Origin of the sequence: Sporosarcina sp. FA15, from assembly GCF_051550195.1 — a bacterium.
In the GTDB taxonomy this organism is placed as follows: domain Bacteria; phylum Bacillota; class Bacilli; order Bacillales_A; family Planococcaceae; genus Sporosarcina; species Sporosarcina psychrophila.
Window position 1 is genome coordinate 4084642 of record NZ_CP188818.1, and the last position, 22859, is coordinate 4107500.

The 22859-nt window shown below is 42.7% G+C and carries 25 protein-coding genes and 3 tRNA genes (1 of these 28 running past the window's edge); 26 read left to right on the plus strand and 2 right to left on the minus strand.

What is annotated here, in order from left to right:
* Window positions 1–50: 50 nt before the first annotated feature.
* Complete coding sequence (locus tag ACP8HG_RS19415; RefSeq protein ID WP_438297684.1) at window positions 51–1238, minus strand: FtsW/RodA/SpoVE family cell cycle protein; 1188 nt, start codon at window positions 1236–1238, stop codon at window positions 51–53.
* Window positions 1239–1422: 184 nt separating this feature from the next.
* Here ACP8HG_RS19415 and ACP8HG_RS19420 point away from each other — a divergent pair, with 184 nt between their 5' ends.
* From ACP8HG_RS19420 to ACP8HG_RS19455, 8 genes are all read left to right on the plus strand, one after another.
* Window positions 1423–1755: a DMT family transporter gene (locus ACP8HG_RS19420; protein ID WP_067205278.1), complete on the plus strand. Its 333-nt coding sequence runs from the start codon at window positions 1423–1425 to the stop codon at window positions 1753–1755.
* Complete coding sequence (locus ACP8HG_RS19425) at window positions 1755–2069, plus strand: DMT family transporter (protein ID WP_438297686.1); 315 nt, start codon at window positions 1755–1757, stop codon at window positions 2067–2069. Before ACP8HG_RS19420 ends, ACP8HG_RS19425 begins: the two co-directional genes overlap by 1 nt.
* Window positions 2070–2151: 82 nt before the next feature.
* Window positions 2152–3222, plus strand: coding sequence for a D-alanine--D-alanine ligase (locus ACP8HG_RS19430; protein WP_340741346.1), 1071 nt, complete (start codon window positions 2152–2154; stop codon window positions 3220–3222).
* Between the two features lie 12 nt (window positions 3223–3234).
* Window positions 3235–4620: a UDP-N-acetylmuramoyl-tripeptide--D-alanyl-D-alanine ligase gene (locus ACP8HG_RS19435; RefSeq protein WP_067205286.1), complete on the plus strand. Its 1386-nt coding sequence runs from the start codon at window positions 3235–3237 to the stop codon at window positions 4618–4620.
* Window positions 4617–5309 carry an alpha/beta hydrolase gene (locus ACP8HG_RS19440; RefSeq protein ID WP_067205289.1) on the plus strand — a complete coding sequence of 231 codons (693 nt, stop codon included), beginning with the start codon at window positions 4617–4619 and terminating at the stop codon, window positions 5307–5309. The genes ACP8HG_RS19435 and ACP8HG_RS19440 overlap by 4 nt, the downstream gene beginning before the upstream one ends.
* 414 nt (window positions 5310–5723) lie before the next feature.
* Window positions 5724–7247, plus strand: a complete 1524-nt coding sequence (locus ACP8HG_RS19445) for a DEAD/DEAH box helicase (protein ID WP_304627121.1) — start codon at window positions 5724–5726, stop codon at window positions 7245–7247.
* A 356-nt stretch (window positions 7248–7603) separates the two neighbouring features.
* Entirely contained in the window at window positions 7604–8083 is a 480-nt protein-coding gene (locus ACP8HG_RS19450) for a PH domain-containing protein (protein WP_067205295.1), read from the plus strand.
* Window positions 8076–9563, plus strand: coding sequence for a PH domain-containing protein (locus tag ACP8HG_RS19455; protein WP_067205298.1), 1488 nt, complete (start codon window positions 8076–8078; stop codon window positions 9561–9563). The genes ACP8HG_RS19450 and ACP8HG_RS19455 overlap by 8 nt, the downstream gene beginning before the upstream one ends.
* A 100-nt stretch (window positions 9564–9663) precedes the next feature.
* On the opposite strand, the gene ACP8HG_RS19460 is transcribed toward ACP8HG_RS19455, so the two are convergent.
* Window positions 9664–10275, minus strand: a complete 612-nt coding sequence (locus ACP8HG_RS19460; RefSeq protein ID WP_067205301.1) for a rhomboid family intramembrane serine protease — start codon at window positions 10273–10275, stop codon at window positions 9664–9666.
* A 108-nt stretch (window positions 10276–10383) separates the two neighbouring features.
* Between ACP8HG_RS19460 and acpS the strand changes: the two genes are divergently transcribed.
* The 18 genes from acpS to ACP8HG_RS19550 all read left to right on the plus strand — a co-directional run.
* Entirely contained in the window at window positions 10384–10737 is a 354-nt protein-coding gene (gene acpS / locus ACP8HG_RS19465; protein WP_067205304.1) for a holo-ACP synthase, read from the plus strand.
* Window positions 10738–10795: 58 nt separating this feature from the next.
* On the plus strand, window positions 10796–11803 hold the full coding sequence (locus tag ACP8HG_RS19470; RefSeq protein ID WP_067205307.1) for a LolA family protein: 1008 nt from the start codon (window positions 10796–10798) through the stop codon (window positions 11801–11803).
* 73 nt (window positions 11804–11876) lie between these two features.
* On the plus strand, window positions 11877–13016 hold the full coding sequence (gene alr / locus ACP8HG_RS19475; protein ID WP_340741349.1) for an alanine racemase: 1140 nt from the start codon (window positions 11877–11879) through the stop codon (window positions 13014–13016).
* A gap of 134 nt (window positions 13017–13150) precedes the next feature.
* Complete coding sequence (locus tag ACP8HG_RS19480; protein WP_231885814.1) at window positions 13151–13441, plus strand: transcriptional regulator; 291 nt, start codon at window positions 13151–13153, stop codon at window positions 13439–13441.
* Window positions 13442–13445: 4 nt separating this feature from the next.
* Complete coding sequence (locus tag ACP8HG_RS19485; protein ID WP_067205315.1) at window positions 13446–13796, plus strand: type II toxin-antitoxin system PemK/MazF family toxin; 351 nt, start codon at window positions 13446–13448, stop codon at window positions 13794–13796.
* 170 nt (window positions 13797–13966) lie between these two features.
* Window positions 13967–14797, plus strand: coding sequence for an STAS domain-containing protein (locus ACP8HG_RS19490; RefSeq protein ID WP_067205318.1), 831 nt, complete (start codon window positions 13967–13969; stop codon window positions 14795–14797).
* Window positions 14794–15156 (plus strand): STAS domain-containing protein, encoded by a 363-nt coding sequence (locus ACP8HG_RS19495; RefSeq protein WP_067205320.1) that lies wholly within the window; start codon window positions 14794–14796, stop codon window positions 15154–15156. Before ACP8HG_RS19490 ends, ACP8HG_RS19495 begins: the two co-directional genes overlap by 4 nt.
* A gap of 2 nt (window positions 15157–15158) precedes the next feature.
* Window positions 15159–15560 (plus strand): anti-sigma regulatory factor, encoded by a 402-nt coding sequence (locus ACP8HG_RS19500; RefSeq protein ID WP_338653740.1) that lies wholly within the window; start codon window positions 15159–15161, stop codon window positions 15558–15560.
* Between the two features lie 14 nt (window positions 15561–15574).
* Window positions 15575–16588 (plus strand): PP2C family protein-serine/threonine phosphatase, encoded by a 1014-nt coding sequence (locus tag ACP8HG_RS19505; protein WP_338653739.1) that lies wholly within the window; start codon window positions 15575–15577, stop codon window positions 16586–16588.
* A gap of 67 nt (window positions 16589–16655) precedes the next feature.
* Window positions 16656–16997: an STAS domain-containing protein gene (locus tag ACP8HG_RS19510; RefSeq protein WP_187046556.1), complete on the plus strand. Its 342-nt coding sequence runs from the start codon at window positions 16656–16658 to the stop codon at window positions 16995–16997.
* On the plus strand, window positions 16984–17463 hold the full coding sequence (rsbW, locus tag ACP8HG_RS19515; protein WP_067205326.1) for an anti-sigma B factor RsbW: 480 nt from the start codon (window positions 16984–16986) through the stop codon (window positions 17461–17463). Before ACP8HG_RS19510 ends, rsbW begins: the two co-directional genes overlap by 14 nt.
* Window positions 17432–18283 carry an RNA polymerase sigma factor SigB gene (gene sigB, locus ACP8HG_RS19520; RefSeq protein ID WP_338653735.1) on the plus strand — a complete coding sequence of 284 codons (852 nt, stop codon included), beginning with the start codon at window positions 17432–17434 and terminating at the stop codon, window positions 18281–18283. The genes rsbW and sigB overlap by 32 nt, the downstream gene beginning before the upstream one ends.
* Window positions 18283–18879 carry a PP2C family serine/threonine-protein phosphatase gene (locus tag ACP8HG_RS19525; RefSeq protein WP_067205329.1) on the plus strand — a complete coding sequence of 199 codons (597 nt, stop codon included), beginning with the start codon at window positions 18283–18285 and terminating at the stop codon, window positions 18877–18879. Before sigB ends, ACP8HG_RS19525 begins: the two co-directional genes overlap by 1 nt.
* Before the next feature lie 734 nt (window positions 18880–19613).
* Entirely contained in the window at window positions 19614–21770 is a 2157-nt protein-coding gene (locus ACP8HG_RS19530) for a Tex family protein (protein ID WP_342539616.1), read from the plus strand.
* A 20-nt stretch (window positions 21771–21790) separates the two neighbouring features.
* Window positions 21791–22252 carry a SprT family protein gene (locus tag ACP8HG_RS19535; RefSeq protein ID WP_438297696.1) on the plus strand — a complete coding sequence of 154 codons (462 nt, stop codon included), beginning with the start codon at window positions 21791–21793 and terminating at the stop codon, window positions 22250–22252.
* Between the two features lie 186 nt (window positions 22253–22438).
* A tRNA-Glu gene (locus ACP8HG_RS19540) sits at window positions 22439–22513 on the plus strand.
* 104 nt (window positions 22514–22617) lie between these two features.
* Window positions 22618–22691 (plus strand) — tRNA-Gln (locus tag ACP8HG_RS19545).
* A 96-nt stretch (window positions 22692–22787) separates the two neighbouring features.
* A tRNA-Lys gene (locus ACP8HG_RS19550) sits at window positions 22788–22859 on the plus strand; it runs 1 nt beyond the window's last position.

Here is a 22859-nt window from a genome sequence, read left to right on the forward strand (position 1 = left end):
AGGAGTTGCGATGTTTTCTTTTTTTACTATTGTCTAATGAACTCTGCTAATCAATCTTCATCATCAGAGTCGAACAAATACGTTCGATGATGGAATTTCATACTGAAGACTAAACCGATTGCGAGCATATTACTCATTAGCGAACTCCCGCCGTAACTGATGAATGGTAGGGGGATTCCGGTAATCGGAAGTAACTGGATTGTCATGCCTATGTTTTCAAAGACATGGAACGTAATCATGGCGATAATACCTGTACAGACATACACGCTAAATGGATCTTTTAGTTCAAGTGCAACACGCGTCAAATGATAAATAAGGATGAAAAACAATGTAATCACGAGACTAGCGCCTATGAAGCCGTATTCTTCTCCGATAACACTGAATATGAAATCGGTATGATTTTCTGGAATGTATACTTCGCGACTTTGAAAACCTTTGCCGTTAATACCACCTGAGCCGATAGCTGTCATGGAGGTTAGTAGGTTATAACCCTCATCAGAAGGGTAAGAATATGGATCGAGCCACGAATAAACTCTTTTAAACTGGTAGCGGGAAAAACCGAGTGTGTCTTCCATGAAATCTTGCGCATAGAGGGCCATCCATAATAATCCCCCACCAATTGCGGCTGTTCCTGCGAAAAGTGGTAACAGAATTCTCCATGAAATTCCTGCAACGACAATGACGGCGGCCGTAATTGCCATGAATACTAAAGAAGTTCCGAGGTCAGGCTGTTTCACAATGAATGCGAGCGGTAGGAGAAGAACAACCATAATCTTTCCAAGGAGAAGAAAATCCGTTTTTATTGTTCTTTCCACAAAGTTTTCATTATGAGAACTCACCATGCGCGCCATGCCTAGGATGAAAAATGTTTTTATGAATTCAGAAGGTTGAATTGTTCCGATAGCCGGAAGATGAAGCCATCTTTTTGCGCCAAGTCGCATTTCAGCAATTTGTCCATCTCCTCCTGGGGCGAAAAAGAGGAAGACGAGAAGAAAAACTCCGAGTCCGTATAAGTACCATGCCATCTGTTTATATTGTTCAGGTTCCAGATACATAGCCATAGCAATGATGAATGCGCCTACGATATACCATCTGATTTGTAATGGCACGAAGTTTATTGAATACTGCCCGGATGTTTGAGCGGAAGCAATTGTAAATATGCTTATAATGCAAAATAGCAATAAAATAAAGGCTAGTGTCCAGTCGAAACGATCTGCAGGCTTGTTTGTTTGTTTCATATTATCACCTGTTTTTCCATCTAATCTAGCATTCTTAAGTATAGCTCATCGGAGTAGAGTATGCATTTCCTCATATTGGACGTAAAGGCAACCGCGAAGTTGCCTCTTGAAAGATGGGCATGCTAAACTTGTGGGGAATTTAAGGTCTATTTTAACTGTGTGAATATGAGAGGAGATTTTCGTTGTGGCATGGATTTATTTACTGATCGCAGGCATGACTGAAATCATTTGGGCAATTGGATTAAAAGAAGCGCAGGGCTTTACAGTCCTTCTCCCTTCAATAGTAACGCTAGTTTTCATCATAGTTAGCTTTTTCCTGTTCGCGAAAGCAATGGAGAAAATACCCATTGGTACTGCATATGCTATTTTTACAGGAATCGGTGCGGCTGGAACAGCAATTGTCGGTATTATCCTATTCAATGAAGGAGCAGGTATTGGTAAACTGTTTTTTCTAGTGCTTCTTCTTGTTGGCATCGTCGGACTTAAACTTGCTGATGGACAGGGGGAGACTAAATAGTGTCTTGGATAATCTTAATTATTGCGGGGCTATTCGAAGTGGCGTTCGTTATTATGATGAAATTATCGGAAGGATTCCGAAATAAAAAATATACAGTATTGACTGTTCTAACAGCAGCACTCAGTTTCTTTTTATTATCAGTTGCTATAAAAGATTTACCCGTTGGAACAGGGTATTCCGTTTGGGCGGGAATAGGTGCAGCAGGTAGTGTTCTAATTGGCATGGTTTTTTTTCGTGAAAAGCGAAGTGCGCTAAAGTTCCTGTTTTTATCCTTCATCATTGCAGGTGTTACGGGACTTAAGTTGTTTGGTTGAATATCTTACATAAAATCATCATGAATGTGAGCTGTTCATGGTAAACTGAAGGAATGAAACTAATAGATTGTGAGGGGAAAATATGAAGAAAAAACTAGGATTGGTCTACGGTGGAAAATCAGCTGAGCATGAGGTGTCGCTGTCGACTGCACGTGCAGTGACACAAGCGGTGGACTTTGATAAATACGAAGTAGTTCCAATTTATATAACGTACGACGGTGAGTGGAGAAAAGGAGAATCACTTGAAAGCTCTGCGAAAACGATTGAAGAGCTTCGCCTTGAGGGGAATGGTTCCAGTCAACCAGATAGTATACATGCTTTCTTGAATGGAGGAACGGGCGCTCCAGACGTCATTTTTCCACTTTTGCACGGAACAAATGGTGAAGATGGAACGGTTCAAGGGTTCTTTGAGGTGATGAATGTCCCTTACGTCGGTAATGGTGTACTGGCATCGTCAGCGGGAATGGACAAAGTCGTCATGAAGCAGTTATTCGCGCAAGTAGGATTGAAACAAGTGCCTTATGTACACTTTATCCGTACTGGATGGGTTAAAGAACAGCAACAGTTAGTCGACAAAATGGAAACAGAGCTCGGCTGGCCGATGTTCGTAAAACCTGCGAATCTTGGTTCCAGTGTGGGTATAAGCATGGCAACGGACCGCAAAGGTTTAATCGAAGCTGTGGATATTGCCCTGAAATTCGACCGGAAAATCATCGTCGAACAAGGCGTAACTGCACGTGAAATCGAAATGGGCGTCATGGGTAACGACGAACCGCTATGCTCAGTGTCAGGGGAGATTAAACCTGTTGCGGCATTTTACGATTATGAAGCGAAATATACAGATGGCAACACAACACTGGCCATTCCTGCACAAGTAACTGAGGAAGTTAAAAAGACAATGGAAGACATGGCTGTCCGTGCCTTTAAAGTGCTTGACTGTTCGGGACTCGTCCGTGCAGACTTTTTTGTCACTTCGGACGACGAAGTCTTGATTAATGAAGTGAATACAATGCCAGGTTTTACACCGACAAGCATGTTCCCGCTACTATGGCAGAAAACAGGTGTAGCTTATCCTGAATTAATCAACGGGCTGATCGAACTAGCACTGGAACGACATGCGGAAAAGCAAACATTACAATATACGATGGATTGAGTGTGATTTGAAGTGAAACGGAAGTTAAGCGAAATCGCTGATTGGATACAGGCGGCTGGCCAAAATTTAGAAGACATATTCGCAACGGGTGTGTCCATTGATTCAAGAACTGCATCGGCGGGGGACCTATTTATCCCTTTTCGTGGGGAACAAGTAAATGGTCACAATTATGTGGAACAAGCGATTAAACAGGGTGCTGTCGCATCTTTATGGATGAAAGATGAACCGGATCCACCTGCAAATGTGCCGTTAATTTTCGTCGAGAATCCCGAGTTGGCGCTCCAGGAAATGGCACGCATTTATCGGGGGATGCTTCAATGTAAAGTCGTCGGCATTACAGGGTCGAATGGCAAAACATCAACAAAGGATTTAATTGCAAGTGTATTGTCTCCGTATTTCAACGTCCGAAAAACGGAAGGGAACTATAATAATGAACTTGGTTTACCATTGACGATATTGTCGCTTGAGGAAGATACCGAGTTTGCAATCTTGGAAATGGGCATGAGTGGGTTCGGGGAAATTTCCTTTTTATCGAAACTGGCGAAACCACATTTTGCTGTGATTACGAATATCGGAGAAGCGCATATGCAGGATCTTGGATCGCGTGCAGGAATCGCCAAAGCGAAATTCGAAATTATCGATGGATTGCAAGAAGGTGGCAAGCTATTTTACGACGGCGACGAACCGCTTTTACAAGGTCTTGTTGATCAGCTTACTGCAGTTCAAGCTGTTTCGTTTGGCTATGAAAAAGAAACGATGTTGTCACTCGAAAAGATTGAATCTGGCGATGAAGGAAGTCGTTTTACAGTCACTGGCTTACTAGACGGAGAATTCACAATCCCTGTATACGGGGCGCATCAAGTTAAAAATGCGCTGGCTGCAATTCTTATTGCAAATGAAGCAGCTATCAGTGTCGATGACATCCGCGGATCACTTCGCCAAGCGTCCTTAACGGATATGCGTATGCAGCCGGTTAGTGTCGATAATGGTGCATTGTTCATTAATGACGCATACAACGCAGCACCGACATCAATGCGTGCAGCACTTGCTTTCATGGAGGATACTGAATTACGTAAAGAAAAATGGGTTGTACTTGCTGATATGTTAGAACTGGGTGACGAAGAGCAGGTTTATCATGAAAATCTAGCCGATGAACTGGTTGCGATGAAGCTAGAAGGCATTCTACTCTATGGTCCGCGTATGAAATGGTTACATGATAAATTGCAAAACGGTGGCATGGAAACGCGGCTATTATGGTCAGAAAAGGATTATACTCCTATTGTGAACGCACTCCGGGAATATACTGGCGTAGATTCGATTGTACTGTTAAAAGGTTCACGGGGAATGGCACTTGAATATATTCTAGAAGATCTGATGGGTAAAGGAGCCGGGAAATGAAAACGGGCGTGCTATTCATACATGGCTTTACAGGCGGTCCATTTGAAGTAAGGCCGCTTGTGAATTTCTTGAAAATGAAAACGAACTGGCAGTTAGCTATACCGACATTGACTGGCCATGGCATCACGCTGAATCTTGAAAAAGGATCCGCTGCTTCCTGGTTGATGGAAGCGGAACTTGCACTTAAAAGACTGCAAAAAGAAGTCGACCGCGTAATCGTGGTCGGCTTTTCGATGGGCGGACTGATTGCGATGTATCTTGGACTGAGGTATAAAATCGACAAACTTGTCTTGTTAAGCGCGGCGGCAAGATATATAAGTCCACGCATCCTTTTGAAAGAGATGAGAATCATGTTGGCAAAACCGCTTATGAAAAAATATCCACCAAATACATTTTATCATTTGTATGAATATAAGCTTGCACACACACCGTTGCGTGCAGTCTTCGAATTTTTACGCATTGTGAGCATCGTCAAACCTTATTATGGTTTGATTAAAACACCTGTATGTATCGTTCAAGGTGAGAAAGATGGAATTGTCCCGTTTACTACCGCTGAGCACTTGTTAAAAAAACTTGGCTCCGAAAAAAAGGAATTCATAAAATCACCTGTTGGGAAGCATCATATCTGTTACAGCGATGACTGTGACAATTGGTTCAATGAAGTGCTTCGGTTCATGCGGGAAGATTGACCGTGGGTGAGTGAAAAATTGGCTTTTTGATGATGTCTAGCTCCAGCGTCTAGGCGAGCCGCTTTCGCTTTTTGGTGAGTAAACTGATTATTACTACTTAAGCGGATTGATTGCGAAGTGCTTTTTCCCATGGTATACTGTGATGAACATTGGATACATTTACGTAGCACTCTTCAAGAAGTGAAGGGTACTTTTTTTTGAATATAACGGTTTGCTCATATAAGTTGGACGAATTGTCCATTGATCGAACCGCTCGGCAAAGACCGGGCTTTCCTTTTCAACCATAACCTCTACTTATACTATAGAGAATGCAAAATATCGGAAACGTTCCCTTTTAACAGGCTCGAATTTGCCGTGCCTTCATTTGCAAATGTAACCAATTGTCAAATGAAAAAACAAAGGAGATTGATAAGTTTGACTAATTTTTCGGATTTAAATATCAGTGAATCAACACAACGCGCACTAGCTAAAATGGGGTTTGAAGAAGCAACACCAATCCAAGAAGGTACTGTCCGTTTTGGTATGGAAGGTCGCGACGTTATCGGCCAGGCACAAACTGGTACTGGTAAAACAGCTGCATTTGGTATTCCAATCATTGAAAAGGTTGATATCAGAAACACTGCAGTACAGGCACTTGTAATTGCTCCAACACGCGAATTGGCTATTCAGGTTTCTGAAGAAATCTACAGAATTGGTGCTGACAAACGTGTACGCATTCTTTCTGTTTACGGTGGACAAGAAATTGGACGTCAGATCCGTGCATTGCGCAATAACCCACAAATCATCGTTGGTACGCCAGGACGTATTCTTGACCATATCAAACGTAAAACATTGAAATTAGACGGCGTACAAACACTTGTACTTGACGAAGCAGATGAAATGTTGAACATGGGCTTCATCGAAGACATCAACACAATTCTTGCGAGTGTACCGGCTGAGCGCCAAACACTTCTATTCTCGGCTACTATGCCTGGACCAATCCGCAAAATTGCAGAAACGTTCATGAAAAACCCGGAAATGGTTAAAATCAAGTCTAAAGAAATGACTGTTGAAAATATCGAACAGTTCTTCGTTAAATCACAAGAACGCGAAAAGTTTGATATCCTTTCACGTCTTCTAAATGTTCAACAACCTGAACTTGCAATCATCTTTGGTCGTACAAAACGTCGCGTTGACGAACTATCTCAGGCACTAGGTATCCGCGGATACATTGCTGAAGGAATTCACGGCGACTTGACTCAAGCGAAACGGATGTCTGTCCTTAAGCAATTCAAAGAAGGTAAAGTTGATATCCTTGTTGCAACTGACGTTGCGGCACGTGGACTCGATATTTCAGGCGTAACACACGTTTACAACTTCGATATTCCACAAGATCCTGAAAGCTATGTTCACCGTATTGGTCGTACAGGACGCGCAGGGAAAAGTGGAGTAGCAATTACATTCGTAACACCACGTGAAATGGGTTACCTTCGTATTGTAGAAGAAACAACTAAAAAACAAATGACTCCATTGAACCCACCATCTTCTGACGAAGCAATTCTTGGTCAGCAACGTGTGGCTGTGGAACAACTTACTGAAATTGTTACTAAAAATGAATTGAGTGATTATACACATCTTGCAGCTGATTTGCTTGAGAAATTCGAAGCTAAAGATCTAGTTGCAGCAGCACTTCGTTCATTAACTCGCGAACCGAATGATACACCTGTATCAATTTCAGAAGAGCGTCCATTACCATCACGCGGAAATTCTCGCGGCGGCGGTGGTGGTTATAAAGGTAACCGTAGCGGCGGACGTCCATCAAGCGGTGGCGGCGGACGTGGTTATGGCGGCGGAGCTCGTCGTAGTGGCGGAAGTGGCGGCAACGCACCAAGCGGTAGCCGTGACGGAGCTAGAAGAGACAGCAGCAGCCGTTCACGTACTACTAAATCAGATCGTTAATAATGAACCTTTAAAAGATCCGGATAGCGCAATGAGCGCTTACCCGGATCTTTTTTTGTATACAATAAAGTTCGAAGGGGAATGTGAGGACTAGGCAACACCAAGTCCGAGGTATGCAACGAAGTCTCTGAACTAAATAACACAAAGCCGAAACTAAGCAACATCCACACGACAAAGCAACGTTTCGTCTGAACTAGACAACATATAGCTCAAGGTATGCAACGCAATCTCCAAACTAAACAACACTACGCGAAAACTAAACAACACTCCCTCAACCCTCTTAGCAACAATCCATCAAAATGAAACATTTCGCGCTCTTAATCGTATAGAATAAGTAGAGAGGAAGAGGTGTTCATATGAGAGAACAACCGGTGAATCGTATATCGGAAAAAGGATTAAAGGTATGGAGATTATACGGCATTATGGAAACAGGATTCCTTTTACTTGTAGCAATTGCCGCGGGGGTATTGGCTTATATATTTGAAGGTCCATGGTGGATATATGCGGTGGCTGCGGTTGTCGTAATCTTATTCGCGTACTTTTTCATTTATTTATTTCCCAAAGTTAAATGGATGCGATGGCGCTATGAAGTGCGTGAATCAGAAATTGAGCTGCAACATGGTATTTTTATCGTCAAACGGACGTTGATTCCAATGGTGCGTGTTCAGCACGTAGACACCGCGCAAGGACCGATTTTACGAAAATATAACTTGGCGGAAATCACGATTTCCACGGCGGCGACGAATCATACAATACCTGCTCTTGTGATGGAAGAGGCGGATGAACTTCGGAGCAGGATATCAGCGCTTGCAAGGGTGGCGGAAGAAGATGTCTGAGACACGCTATAAATTACACTGGATTACAGCCATTATTGAAGTATTGAAGACAGCGAAAGATGCGATATTACCGATTATTGTCCTCGTTTTTGCGAATGGGCTGAATGATGTGGGATCTGGGAAATGGTATTTGGATTACTTATCCTTCATCATTTTCGGAGTCCTCATTATCGCTTTTTTCATCACAGGTATTATTAAGTGGAAACGTTTTGAATACTGGTTTGAAGATAATGAACTTCGAATCGAATATGGGTTATTTGTGAAAAAGAAACGCTATATTCCGTTTGACCGAATTCAAAGCCTCGATTATACGGAAGGGATTTTGCACCGACCTTTCAAACTTGTCAAAGTGAAAGTGGAGACAGCAGGTAGCTCCTCTTCGAAAAAGTCGGAGGCAGAATTGACCGCGATTACGAAAGAGGCGGCAAGTAGAATTGAAATGGAAATAGCGCAGGCGAAAAGTGGTAAGAAGGAAACTTTGCTGGAAAATGGAGAACTGCCAGAAATAATTCAAGCAGTGGAAGAACCGCAAAGGAAATCAGTTTTTACAATGTCATCGAAAGGTCTGCTTATCCTAGCAACTACATCAGGTGGGATTGGAATTATTCTTTCGGGCGTGGGGATCTTCTTATCGCAGTTTGCGGAGATGATACCGTTTCAATGGATGTATGAAGAGATTTCAGGCTTCATCAAGTTCGGTCTTCTTATCGTTGCAATTGCTGTGTTTTTAGGATTCGTTTTTGTGTGGGGGATATCGGTTGCCATGACATTCCTGGCATATTACGGTTTTACTGTTTCACTTGAAAAAGAAGACATCGTTATTACGCGCGGTCTACTTGAGAAAAAACGGATGACAGTGCCGCTGAACAGGGTTCAAAGCGTACGTATTATTGAGAATCCTTTTAGGCAACTATTCGGCTACGCTGCTGTTGCAATTGATAGTGCGGGAGGAGGCGGAGCGGAAGGGGCGAAAATAAATTTATTTCCTTTGGTAAAAAAAGCGGATATCTATGGACCATTGAAAGAGATATTCCCGGATCTTATACTTGATGAACCGACGGAAAAACTGCCAGCACGCGGCAAGCGCTTTTTCTATCGTAGCGATTTCCTATGGATGATTCCTGCGATCGGCGCATTGACATACTTTTTCTTTCCATACGGGTTGTTGTCACTCCTCATCGTACCGGTCATTGTCCTATTCGGATTATGGCAACATCGATCGGCTGCTTACGGGATATCGGGTAATCAGCTGACGATGCGATTCAGGAACCTTAGCCTTCAGACCGCTTTCTTGATGAAAAAAAGAATTCAATCGATGGAAATGAAACAAAACTACTTCCACAAACGAAAAAGTGTAGCCACATTAGCCACTAACATCAAATCTGGTATGAGTACTTTTAGTGCACAAGTACATCATATGGAAGAGTCAGAAGCCGAGAAGCTGCTTTCGTGGTATGAGAAGAATTCGAAGGATGCTTGATTCGCTTTCAATAGGTACAAAAAAGAGCAGGGATAACCCTGCTCTTTTAACTAAAGATAAGTTTTTCACCTGGAGCGGTGTCTAGACTCCGGCGTTTTCTTTATCTTTTTTTACTTTTCCAACTGACGATCCGTTTGGGATGAAAATAGCTAAGTCCTATTAAAAATCCGACGATTAACCCCGCAATATGGGCGGTCGCATTAATGTTGGGCTGGACATAGGTCATAACTATGCTGATAACAATAATTGGAAGGATAATCTGTCTTAGCTGCGGTAAGATATGCTTCGTATAATAGACAAGTGCTCCAAATGCTCCGAGAATCCCAAAAACTGCACCACTTGCGCCGAGACTTTGATAGTTAGGGGCTTGTAGGAAAAATGTGGCAATATTAGCGAAAATGCCCGATAGCATATATATTGTCAGGAAGCGTGCCTTACCTGCGATTTTCTCAAGTTCAGGTCCGAAAATGAAAAGAGAGAACATATTAAACAGTAGATGCATGATACCACCGTGAAGGAACATCGGTGTTAGAAGTCTCCACCATTCCCCGTCGGAGATAAGGAAGTTGACGCCGACGCCGGCGTATAATACTTGTGTCCCGATAACCGGGATGATCGTCACGAGATAAATAAGGATATTCAAAGCAAGGAAAAACGTCACCACCGGATAGAGGCGGATGTATTGCGAGAAGCTTTCTGTACGGCTAAACATGTATTCACCTCAATCTATGACTTCATTATACATATTTTATCGTCTAGGCTCCAGTGCTTGATCAAGGTGTCGACGATTTTTTTGCAAACTTTGGAAGGAGGAATTATTTTGATTGCAGGAATTGGGCTTGATATCGTCGAATTGGATAGAATCGCCAAGTTGGATGCTAGGTCTCCGAAATTCCGTATGCGCATTTTAACTATGGAAGAGCTGGAAATTTACGAATCGCACACGACTAATCGGCGAATAGAATTCCTTGCGGGTCGTTTTGCTGGGAAAGAAGCGTTTGCTAAAGCGAAAGGAACAGGAATTGGCACGCAGTGTAGTTTCTTGGATATCAGCATATTGCCTGAACTGAGTGGCAAACCGACTGTGTTTTTCAAAGGAGATTCAATCACTGGTTTCATATCTATAACTCATACGCGAACCGTAGCAGCAGCTCAAGTTATCCTTCTTGCATAATTGTTCGTCCTTCCTCATAAGATGACCTACCCGATTGAAATGAGAAAGGATGAACTGTATGCGTAGCCGAATAGTTGCTCTTTTGTTAGTTGTAGTCATGGTAGTCCTTGCGGCATGTGGATCGCCGTCGAAAGAGGATGTCATGAAGAAACTCAGTGGAAAGTGGAATGAAGCGAAGGGGTATGATTTGCAAGCGACCATGGAAATTAAGACTGGAGCCGAGCCGCGTTCATATGAGGTCGCTGTTTGGCATACGAAGCCGTCTTTCTATCGCGTTAATGTAACGCAGGCAGGAAGTAAGGATTCCCAGATGATTGTACGTAATAAAGAAGGTGTTTTTGTTGTTACCCCATCACTCGGTAAGACCTACAAGTTCCAAAGTGACTGGCCTTCTCAAAATAGCCAGGCGTATTTAATAGGTGCGTTGTCGGAAGATATTAAAGCTGATAAAAATGCGACAATGACGGAAAAAGAGAAAACGTACGTCTTTGAAACGGCCACGAGAAATAACCATAAGAAGGTTTTGCCAACCCAACAGATCCATATTGACAAAAAGACATTGCTACCAACGTATGTCTCCGTACTGGATGAAAACAAGGTGGAGAAGATTCGCATTACGTTCAATAAGATTACACTTGGCGTCGAACGAAAAGCTGGCGATTACAAAGTAGATATGGATGAGACGAATACAGGTAAAGAAACTGAACCAGCCGCAGATGATGAAGCAACAGGACTCTCAACGTATTATCCATCAGTAGCTTGGGCGGATGGCACTCTTGTTGATGAAGAAATCGTGAAAATGGATAGCGGTACACGAACATTCATGACTTTTGGAGGAGAAAAAGAGTTCATTATTGTTCAAGAGCCAGCAGTTAGAGCGGAAAATAAAATGGCAGTCTCCATTGAAGGTGATCCTGTCGATCTTGGATTTACTGTTGCAGCCCTTACGGAAAATTCGATTCGTTGGGAAAGTGGAGGCGTTTCATTCTTCATCGCATCCGATAATTTGACGCAAGATGAACTGATTGAAGTAGCAGGATCGATGCAAGTGGAGGGGATGAAATAATATAACTAAGGTTGACGAAGAAAGGGCAAGGGATGGATAATGGAGAGTACTACAGTACAAATGAGGGATTGTTATGGAAGACTCTATTCATTATCGTCCTACAACAGCCATCGTCGATCTAGCGGCGATTCGGGCCAATGTTCGGAATTTGAAAGAGTATTTGGGAAGTGAAACCGCAGTAATTGCAGTTGTGAAAGCAGACGGTTACGGTCACGGTGAAGTTGAAGTGGCTCAAGCTGCTTTTGAAGCTGGTGCAGAAATGGTCTCGGTGGCAACACCTGACGAGGCGATACGACTCCGAATGGCTGGTATTAGTGGGGACATTCTTGTTATGGGACCGTCTCCGCTTGTGTTTGCTGAAAAAGCAGCTGAATTGGGGATTATACTAACAGTTTCGAGTGCCGAGTGGTTGAAATCGGCATTAGACGTTAGTGAAAAGTTCGTGCAACAATTGAAGATACATGTAAAAATTGACAGTGGAATGGGTAGAATCGGATTGAGGGATGAGGATGCTCTTCGGTCCCTTATGTCGGTCGTAAATAGTTCTAAACAAGTGCTACTGGACGGTATCTTCACACACTTCGCTTGTGCTGATGAAGAAAACACTGAAAACACAGAAGAACAATTTATTAAGTTCATGAGGTTAGTGCAGACGCTGTCGGAAAAACCACGACTTGTTCACGCATCGAATAGCGCGGCGTCCCTCCTCTATCCCGAATATGCGCTTGATGCAGTCCGTTTCGGAATCGGACTTTATGGCATCGCGCCTTCGGAATATGTAGGAGGGAAATTGCCGTTTCGTCTTGAAAGATCATTGCGAATCGAAAGCGAACTTGCTTATGTAAAGTTGTTGGAGGTGGGCAATCGAATCAGTTATGGCGGTACCTATGTAACTTCGAGTGCAGAATGGATCGGCACAATCCCGATTGGTTATGCAGATGGTTTGAGACGTGGTCTGCGCGGACAGGAAGTACTCATTGATGGAGAACGAATGCCTATTATTGGAACCATCTGCATGGATCAATGCATGGTGAAGCTTCCGCGAGAACTGGCGGTTGGCGAAAAAGTTGTTCTAATAGGTCGTCAAGATAAAGAAGAAGTTACGATGGAGGAGTGGGCGGAGCGACTCGGCACGATTCCATATGAAATTGCTGTTTCCATTGCGAAGCGAGTACCGAGAATATACACAGGGAAAGATGGACAGAATATATAATATTCGCACATTCGACAAAAAAACCTAGCAGCTTTGCAGAATCCTGTCAATAAAATTCCTTTCGTGTCTTCTCATTGTCGGTATACAATGGTAAGATGGACTTGTATTGAAATGAGGGAACGGTTTTGTCGGAGGTGCTAACGTTGCGTGCAAATAAAAACTTTAAAGAAGTTATTGTTAAAATTCCGAAACGGATGCTGAATGAAAATGAACATACGGTCGTTCATCAGGAACTGGACCGTGGTGATTTCGTTTATATTTCGACAAAGCGATATGTAACTGACTATGAATCGGATACGATCAGGGAAGAGATGATGAACGGTTATCTCGAAATGTCGCAAATCAACCTTAGAATCGCCACGGAATGCTTGCATGTGGAATTTGAAGCCCAGCATACGGTAGAACGTCTCGTAAGCGGAGGATGAAAAGTTGGCAATAAAACGTGGAGACGTCTTTTTTGCAGATCTGTCGCCTGTTGTTGGTTCTGAACAGGGAGGTACGAGACCGGTCCTTGTCATCCAAAATGATATTGGAAATCGGTTTAGTCCGACGGTAATTATTGCGGCAATCACTGCGCAAATTCAAAAAGCGAAATTGCCTACACATGTTGAAATTGATGCGGTACGATACGGCTTCGAGCGGGATTCGGTTATTCTGCTCGAGCAGGTCCGCACAATCGACAAGTCGAGGCTTACAGATAAGATTACGCATCTAGATGAATTTTTGATGGAACAGGTCGATGAAGCGCTCGAAGTAAGTTTCGGCCTCATCAAATTCTGAGCATACATATAAGAAAAAACACCATGGATTCGTTTCTATGGTGTTCTTTTCATTGCAGTCACTTTTCCGTTACCTAAGTAATATGACAAAAAGAGTGTATTGCATCACTCTTTTCGTTACAATGAAGATACGTAAATTTGGAATTCACAAGGAGGCTTATTGGAACAATTATGAGTATTCAACTGGTGGAAGGCGTAAACGAAAATATTAATGAGATTATTGAACGATGGCAATTACTAATGAAGGATGAAAAGGGAGAGAAGTTTTTTCATTTTATGCCTGAACAACTTGTAGAAAAGACGAGTAGTGAGTTTGCGGCGTTGATGACATCGAATATTTATGAACAAGACATTGTCAATACTGAGAAGTTGAAGGAATTTACTGTGAAGGTTGTCCGATTTGGTTGGTCTATTAAATTTGTAAATAAAGCAATTGATAACTTTTCGAAAATTGTTTTCGAATTATTGGAGGAAAAAGGGGTTATTGAACAAAGTAATTTACGGTTTTATATGACACTTTTCGATAATTGGATTTTGCCTTTACGCGAAAGTATCATAGAAGCCTATTCCGTGGAATGGGAACGGACCGTCAGTTTGCAGAAAATCGCCTTGCAGGAACTGTCGGCTTCATTGATACCGGTTTTCGAAAAGATATCAGTAATGCCGCTTGTTGGTACGATCGATACCGAGCGGGCAAAATTAATTATGGAAAACTTACTGGAAGGTGTAGTCAAGCAGCGCGCCGAAGTAGTACTTCTTGATATTACCGGTGTACCAGTCGTGGATACAATGGTTGCTCATCATATCATCCAGGCAGCGGATGCAGTCCGTCTTGTCGGAGCAAAATGTATGCTGGTTGGAATTCGGCCGGAAATTGCCCAAACCATCGTTACGCTTGGTATTAACTTGAATGATTTCACAACAACTAGCACGTTGCAGCGCGGAATGCAGGAGGCACTTGGACTGACGAACCGGACAGTAGTGGAGGTTGAACAATCATGAATATGAGAATTCCGATTTTGAAATTAAATGACACATTAATTGTTTCTGTTCAATGGGAACTTGACGATCAGACGGCCCTCCAGTTTCAAGAGGATTTATTGAGGAAAATGCATGAAACGACGGCAAGGGGTGTTGTTATTGATTTGACACCAATTGATTTCATCGATTCTTTTATTGCAAAAGTGTTGGGAGATGTTATCAGTATGTCTGGTTTAATGGGGGCGAAAGTCGTCATTACAGGGATTCAGCCTGCCGTTGCAATTACGCTTATCGAACTTGGGATTCGTTTGGAGAACGTTTTGACGGCACTCGATCTCGAAAACGGATTGGACAAACTGCGTAAAGAATTGGAGGCCTAACAATGGAGTACTGGTCTTCTGTAGACATATACACGGAGTGGGACATTGTTGCTGCCCGCCAGTTGGGCCGGAATGAAGCGAAGAAGTCCGGCTTCGGTACGGTCGATCAGGCACGTATCACAACGGCAATTAGTGAATTAGCACGTAATATCTATTTATACGCTGGAAAAGGTAAGATAGAAATAAAGCGGTTGTCTGAAAATGACCTGTACGGAATTACGATTATAGCTTCAGATAATGGCCCAGGAATTTCGGACATGCGTAAAGTGATGGAAGACGGATTCTCGACTTCTGGAGGACTTGGTGCAGGTATGCCGGGCGTGAGAAGGCTTATGGATGAATTTAAAGTGGACACGGAGCCTGGAGTAGGAACAACGATTACAACTACAAAATGGCTCCGATGAGGAGATGATGATGAATGCCTCTGGAAGTTGGGAAGCAGTATAAAGAAATATTGAAGCAATATGTTGATGGACAAAATGAAGAAGATCTTTATGTTGGACAACAGTTTAGCAGGCAATTTATAGAGAAGGATATATCGCCCGAAGACGTTATCAGTATCCATAAAACAGCACTCACTGAAGTCTTGCCGGATATGCCGGAAAAGCTATGGCATTCGTTTGACTTTTTGATTGAAATGATGATTCATTACGGGCTTGCTCTTAGGGAGCATCAGAGTCTCATTCAAAAACAAGAAGAAATTCAGATTGAAATGAATGTAGCGGCAAAAGTACAAGATACGCTTCTGAAAACGAAGAAGCCAGATTTTAAAGAGCTTGATATTGGATTCGTAACAGAGCCGGCTAAGCAGATGAGCGGCGACTATATTTATTTCCTGAATGATAATAGTTACGAAGCGGGTGTGGCTGTAGCTGATGTTATCGGAAAAGGGATTCCGGCGGCACTTTGCATGTCAATGATCAAGTTTGGAATGGACGGTTTGCAGAACGAAAATACAAGTCCGAGGAATGTCCTTGATATTGTTAACAGAATCGTAGAAAAAAGTGTTGATGATTCGATGTTCATTTCTATGTTTTATGGAAAGTATGATGCAAGGGACTCTAGTTTTTCATATGCTACCGCGGGACATGAACCTGCCCTCCTATATAAGGCGGCGACGGGGGAATTTACGGAACTTCATGCAAAAGGACTTCTCCTTGGTGTTCATCCAAATGTCGTTTATGAAGAGAAATCAGTCCTTCTAGAAGAAGGCGACTTTATCGTGATGATGACGGATGGCGTTACCGAAGTACGAACGGATACTGGTTTCATTGATGATCAAGTGATCAAATTGATCTTAGCGGAAGTGAAAGACGAATCTGCACAAAAAATTGCTGATACAGTATACCAAAGGCTAGCGTATCTCCAAAACTTTCATTTACGCGATGATTTTACGATTGTTATTTTCAAAAAAGAGAACGATAAGGTTTAAGATTTTATGAGTAGGGTATATGTATCTCTACTATGCTATTTTAAAAAAAGGAATTCGGGGTGTAATTATGAATTTGCAAGTCGACTTAGTGGAAGAAAATAGTGTTCAACGATTTAAAATTGTTGGAGAAATAGATGCGTTCACAGCACCAAAATTAAAAGAGTGTCTTGCATCGGCAGAAAATGTGGAAAACATGCAAGCAGAATTAGACTTATCTGAAGTTGGATATATGGACAGCACTGGACTTGGTATTTTTGTCGGGTTCTATAAAGCTGTCAAGGCTAATGGAGGGCATGTGAAAATAGTTGGTGTAAACACTCGTTTAAAAAGATTATTCGAAATAACTGGTTTAGCTGAAGTTATGGATATCGTAATGGTAGAAAGTAGGGACAGAGATGCAACCGTATGATTATATTGAAATCAAGGTTCCCGCAAAAGCGCAATATGTTGGAGTTGCTCGACTCGCGATTTCAGGACTGGCAAGCCGACTTGGTTTTACTTATGATGAAATTGAAGATTTAAAGATTGCCTCGAGTGAAGCGATTACTAATGCAGTTCAGCATGCATATAAAGAGGATGATGAAGGGGAAGTTGTAGTTGGTTGTGCTCTTTTTGTGGACAAATTAGAAATTATGGTCGCGGATCATGGGAAAAGTTTTGATTTTGAGGAAACGAAGAAACGCGTAGGACCATACAATGAACAGGAAGAAGTTCAATTTCTTCGTGAAGGTGGACTAGGCCTCTATTTAATGGAGACACTGATGGATGATGTAAAAGTGCTTCATGAGGAGGGTGTGACAGTCTTTATGACTAAATATCTCGGTGGAGAGCGGGGGGATGAGGATGTCGATGTCGAAAGAACCATCTCCTCTTGAATCTAAAACGGAAGAACAATCCCTTTCTCAAGCAGGAGGAAGCGAACCATCTCTCCGTGGAAGTGGAACGAAGCTAGAAGTCCTTGAATGGATTAAACGTTATCAAGAAACCAATGATGATGAGGCGCAGACAAATTTGGTTCTACACTATGAACGTCTCATTCAATCAATCGCCCGAAAGTACTCTAACGGTAAGTCCTTTCATGAAGATATTGCCCAGGTCGGCATGCTAGGACTTCTTGGAGCGATACGTAGGTATAATCCGGAATATGGAAGAAGTTTTGAAGCGTTTGCGGTGCCAACGGTCATCGGTGAAATTAAGCGTTTTCTCCGCGATAAGACATGGGCAATACATGTTCCACGCCGTATAAAAGAACTGGGACCAAAAATCAAGGCAGCTGTCGAAACGTTAACAATAGAAATGCAACGTTCTCCTCTTGTTAGTGAAATTGCGGAATACCTTGATGTAGAAGAAGAAGTGGTCCTCGAAGCGATGGAGATGGGGAGAAGTTATCAAGCACTCTCAATGGATCATACTCTCGATGCTGATTCTGAAGGGGGCACGATAACACTATTCGATATTATTGGTGAGAATGATGGTGGCTTTGAGAAAACAGATCAACGTATGGTTGTTGCGAATGCTCTAAATGTATTATCGGAACGTGAAAAACAAATCATCCAGTATACATATATTGAACAACTGAGCCAAAAAGAAACAGGAGAACGACTCGGTATTTCTCAAATGCATGTTTCAAGATTACAACGCAAAGCGATTAAGAAGTTACAGGAAGCAATATTGTCGGCTGGTGGTGCGTTATAGTGGATTCGATAATAACTGAGCATGTTGAAGCGTATGTTTATCAGGAAGCGAAGTTTGGAAATCGAGAATGTGGTGACTCTTATTTTATCCATGCGGAGGAAGACTATTTCATCTGCGCAATTGCGGATGGATTAGGTAATGGACCGATTGCACGCCAATCTTCTCAAATTCTTCCTAAAGTGTTGAAAGAATATCATCATGAGTCAATAGACGAATTACTTAGCCGCTGTAATGAACATATGGTGCAAAAGCGTGGTGCGGCAGTAGCTATCGTCAAAGTCGATTACAAGCAAAAAACAATTCAGTATAGTTGTGTTGGCAATGTCCGTTTTTATATGCTTCATGATTGCGATAAGATGATTTATCCTTTACCGGTAATGGGCTATCTTTCAGGGAGACCGCAAAAGTTAAAAACGCAACAATACAACTATGAAAAGGGAGACCTATTTTTCCTCCATTCAGATGGCGTCATACTTAGAAGCCCGAAAGCTTCATTGAAGGAAAGTTCGGGACCTTGTGAGCTATATCAAAAAGTGCTGGCTTCAATTGAACACGGTGACGATGCAACATTTATAGCTGGAAGCCTACTTCTGTGAGTTGGAGGTGGGCTTTTTTATTGCGGGAAATTATAAAGTCTTGGATTGCGGATAGAATGCAATATGGAGATTTCCCATCTAGATTCAAATCCATATCGGTTAGAACGGGCGCTTACGCTTTTGTTTTCAGGTAAGAAAGTATACGATTTTTTGACTTAGAATAGTGTCTAGCTCCAGGCGCCAGCCGCTTGGAGGCCTACAGGATGTGGGTCACCTAGCCAGCCATTGCCGCAGGACGCGGCGTACTTAGGCTAGGTTCCTTAAAAGCAATCCAGCTATGTGGCACAAAGAGCGCCACGTCGCTGGCCCGACTTATGCCTGTCGCGGGCCTACAGGATGTAGGTCATGCAGCTATTGCCACAGGAAGTGGCGCACTTAAGCTGCGATCCATTTAGGCGCCTTGCGCTTTTGTTTCCGTCCAGACTCCAGCGCCTAGAGGCTCGGGTCATAAGTCGGTCCGGCTGTGCGGCAAAGAACGCCGCTTCGCCAGCCCGCCTTATGCCTGTCGCCACAGAACAGGCGCTTGTGCTTTTGTTCGCAGGTAAGAAAGTATACGTTTTTTGACTTAGAATAGTGTCTAGCTTCAGGCGCCAGCCGCTCGGGGTCATAAGCAATCCAGCTATGTGGCAAAGAGCGCCACGTCGCTGGCTCGACTTATGCCTGTCGCGTCTAGAAGGCGCCTTGCGCTTTTCTTATGTTAAAATGAATCTATAGAAGGAAGGGTGGTTTTATTGATGAAGCATATTGTTGAGGCTACAGCTGGGAAAGCGGCCGTCAGTATACATCAAGCTGAAAAGGTAATCGCATTACTTGACCAAGGAAATACTGTCCCATTTATCGCGCGTTACCGAAAAGAAGAAACTGGTTCGTTGGACGAAGTGCAAATTAAAGCGATTGAAGATGCTTATAGCTATGTGAAAGGACTTGAACAGCGCAAAGAAGAAGTGATTCGCCTTATCGATGAACAAGGTAAACTGGATGACGATTTGAGGAAATCAATTGAAAGCGCTACCGTTTTGCAAAGAATTGAGGACTTGTACAGACCTTTCAAACAAAAAAGACGGACACGTGCCATGATTGCAATTGAAAGTGGTCTTGAACCACTGGCGAAAAAACTGATGGAGTTTTCAGGGAATTCACCGGAAGATCTTGCTTTGCCTTTCTTAAATGAAGAAATTGGCGTAAATGCGGTTGAAGACGCATTGGCTGGAGCTCGGGACATTGTAGCTGAACAATTTGCGGATGATGCCGCAATACGGGAAAACATACGAAAGTTAGCGTGGTCAGATGGGATGATTGTTTCTGCAGTCCGGAAGGGGGCAGAGGACAAGCGTGACGTTTTCGAAAATTACTATGAGTATGAAGAGCCTTTGAAAAAAATCGTTCCACACCGTGTTCTTGCATTAAACCGCGGTGAAAAAGAAGATGTGTTACGTGTCGGTATTTCTTTCCCGAGTGAACGAATTATCGGAGGACTTGAGCGTGAGTTGATTCGTAAATCACATTCGCCTTCTGCACCACATGTAAAAGAAGCGATTGAAGATGCATTTAAACGATTGATTGCTCCATCGATTGAGCGGGAAATTAGGGCGGCGCTTACTGAAAAGGCCGAAGAGCAAGCAATCCATGTGTTTTCGGAAAACTTGAAAAGTCTTCTCCTACAACCTCCATTGAAAGGGAAAGTGGTATTAGGTCTTGATCCGGCCTTCCGGACAGGGTGTAAACTTGCCATAGTTGATGAAACAGGGAAATTACTTGAAATATCCGTAATTTATCCGCATCAACCCAAAATGGAAAAGGAAAAATCGAAGCGTGCTATTTTGGAGTTACTGAAAAAGTATCCGATCACAATCATTGCAATAGGTAACGGAACAGCTTCGCGTGAATCGGAATTGTTCATAGTTGAATGTATAAAAGAAGCACAAGCAGGTGTTTCGTATGTCATTGTAAATGAAGCGGGTGCCAGTGTTTATTCAGCTTCGGCTCAAGCGCGGGATGAGTTCCCTGATCTTCAAGTTGAACAGCGGAGTGCGGTTTCGATAGCAAGGCGTTTACAGGATCCGTTATCTGAGCTTGTGAAAATTGATCCAGGCTCAGTTGGTGTTGGACAATACCAACATGACGTAGCTAAAAAACGTCTTTCCGAATCATTATCATTCGTAGTTGAAACAGCTGTGAACCGGGTAGGAGTAGATGTTAACACTGCATCATCCTCGCTACTTCAATATGTGGCAGGGCTGTCCAAAACCGTCGCGGAAAATATTGTGAAATCGCGGGAAGAGAATGGATTGTTTACGAAGCGCAATCAATTGAAGAAAGTACCCCGCCTCGGAGCGAAGACTTATGAACAAGCGATTGGTTTCTTACGGGTACCTGATGCAAAAGATCCGTTTGATTCGACGGGGATTCACCCCGAAAGTTATCAATTGGCGGAACAAATACTAGAAGAAGCGAATGCAAGCAAGAAGTTGCTCGGTAAGAAAGAAACTGGGGATGCATTGTCTGCTCTTGACATCAAAGCTTTAGCGATTAGGTTAGATGTTGGGGAAGTGACATTAAAAGATATTATCGAAACACTTCAAAGACCAAATCGGGACCCGCGTGATGATTATCCGCAACCACTATTAAAAGCAGATGTACTCGACATGAAGGATCTATATGAAGGTCTTGAAATGCAAGGAACCGTTCGAAATGTTGTGGACTTCGGTGCCTTTGTGGATATCGGTGTAAAGGAAGATGGTCTCGTTCATATCTCGAAATTGAAAAAAGGATATGTAAAACATCCACTAGACGTCGTTTCTTCAGGAGATATTGTAACTGTGTGGGTGGAAGGTGTAGATAAAGGAAAAGGACGTATTTCGCTGACGATGTTACCGCCGACTGCAAAATGACGACTAAAGGAGGGGTGGCTATGACGGCTGAAGAATTGAAGGAGCTTATTGAAAGTGTTTCTTTAGAAGCATTCGGAAAGTCATTCCTTCATATTGCTCGGTTTAATAGTAGACTAAGAACAACAGGCGGTCGCTATATACTTTCAAATCATTCGATCGAAATTAATCCGTTGGTTTTGGAGTTGTATGGAACTGAAGAGTTGGTTGGTGTAATCAAACATGAACTCTGTCATTACCATCTTCATATAGAAGGAAGAGGTTACCGTCATCGCGATGCAGATTTTAGAGAGTTGCTAAAGCGCACTTCTTCCCCAAGGTTTTGCCGACCACTTACTGAGAAGAATAAGAAGACCTATTCTATCTATGTATATGAGTGTACATCATGTAAGCTACTTTATAACCGGAGAAGAAGGATGGACGTTAGAAAATATAGATGTGGGAAATGTGCAGGGCAAATTGTGGTAGTGCAAGCTGTAAAATGATTGTTGAGGACACGGTGAGGACCTGCAAACCGCACTCTAATCGTGTTCTCAATAATACTTAAAATTAATTGATGAAAAAGTGTTGACGAAATGAGAAACTCTGTTTATAATAAGAAAAGTCGGTTGGGAACGGCGCGCACGACATTAACAAAAGCGTTTCCCGTACATAAGACAAACATCTTATATGGCCCCTTGGTCAAGCGGTTAAGACACCGCCCTTTCACGGCGGTATCACGGGTTCGAATCCCGTAGGGGTCACCATTACTTTTTTTGAAACGAAGTGTTGAAAAGAGTCTGACATGAACTTCATGCGAAGTGCTGAAAGAACTTTATACAACATGAAAAACGACTTATTACCGTATCGGTGGGGTATAGCCAAGTGGTAAGGCATCGGACTTTGACTCCGTCATCGTTGGTTCGAATCCAGCTACCCCAGCCAAACTTTCAGAATGCTAAAGCATACGAGAAGTTGTGCTACAAAAGAAGAGTATCTCGGTTCTTAGGAATGCATGGACTACTTCTTCTATATAATAGAGAGCCATTAGCTCAGTTGGTAGAGCATCTGACTTTTAATCAGAGGGTCGCAGGTTCGAATCCTGCATGGCTC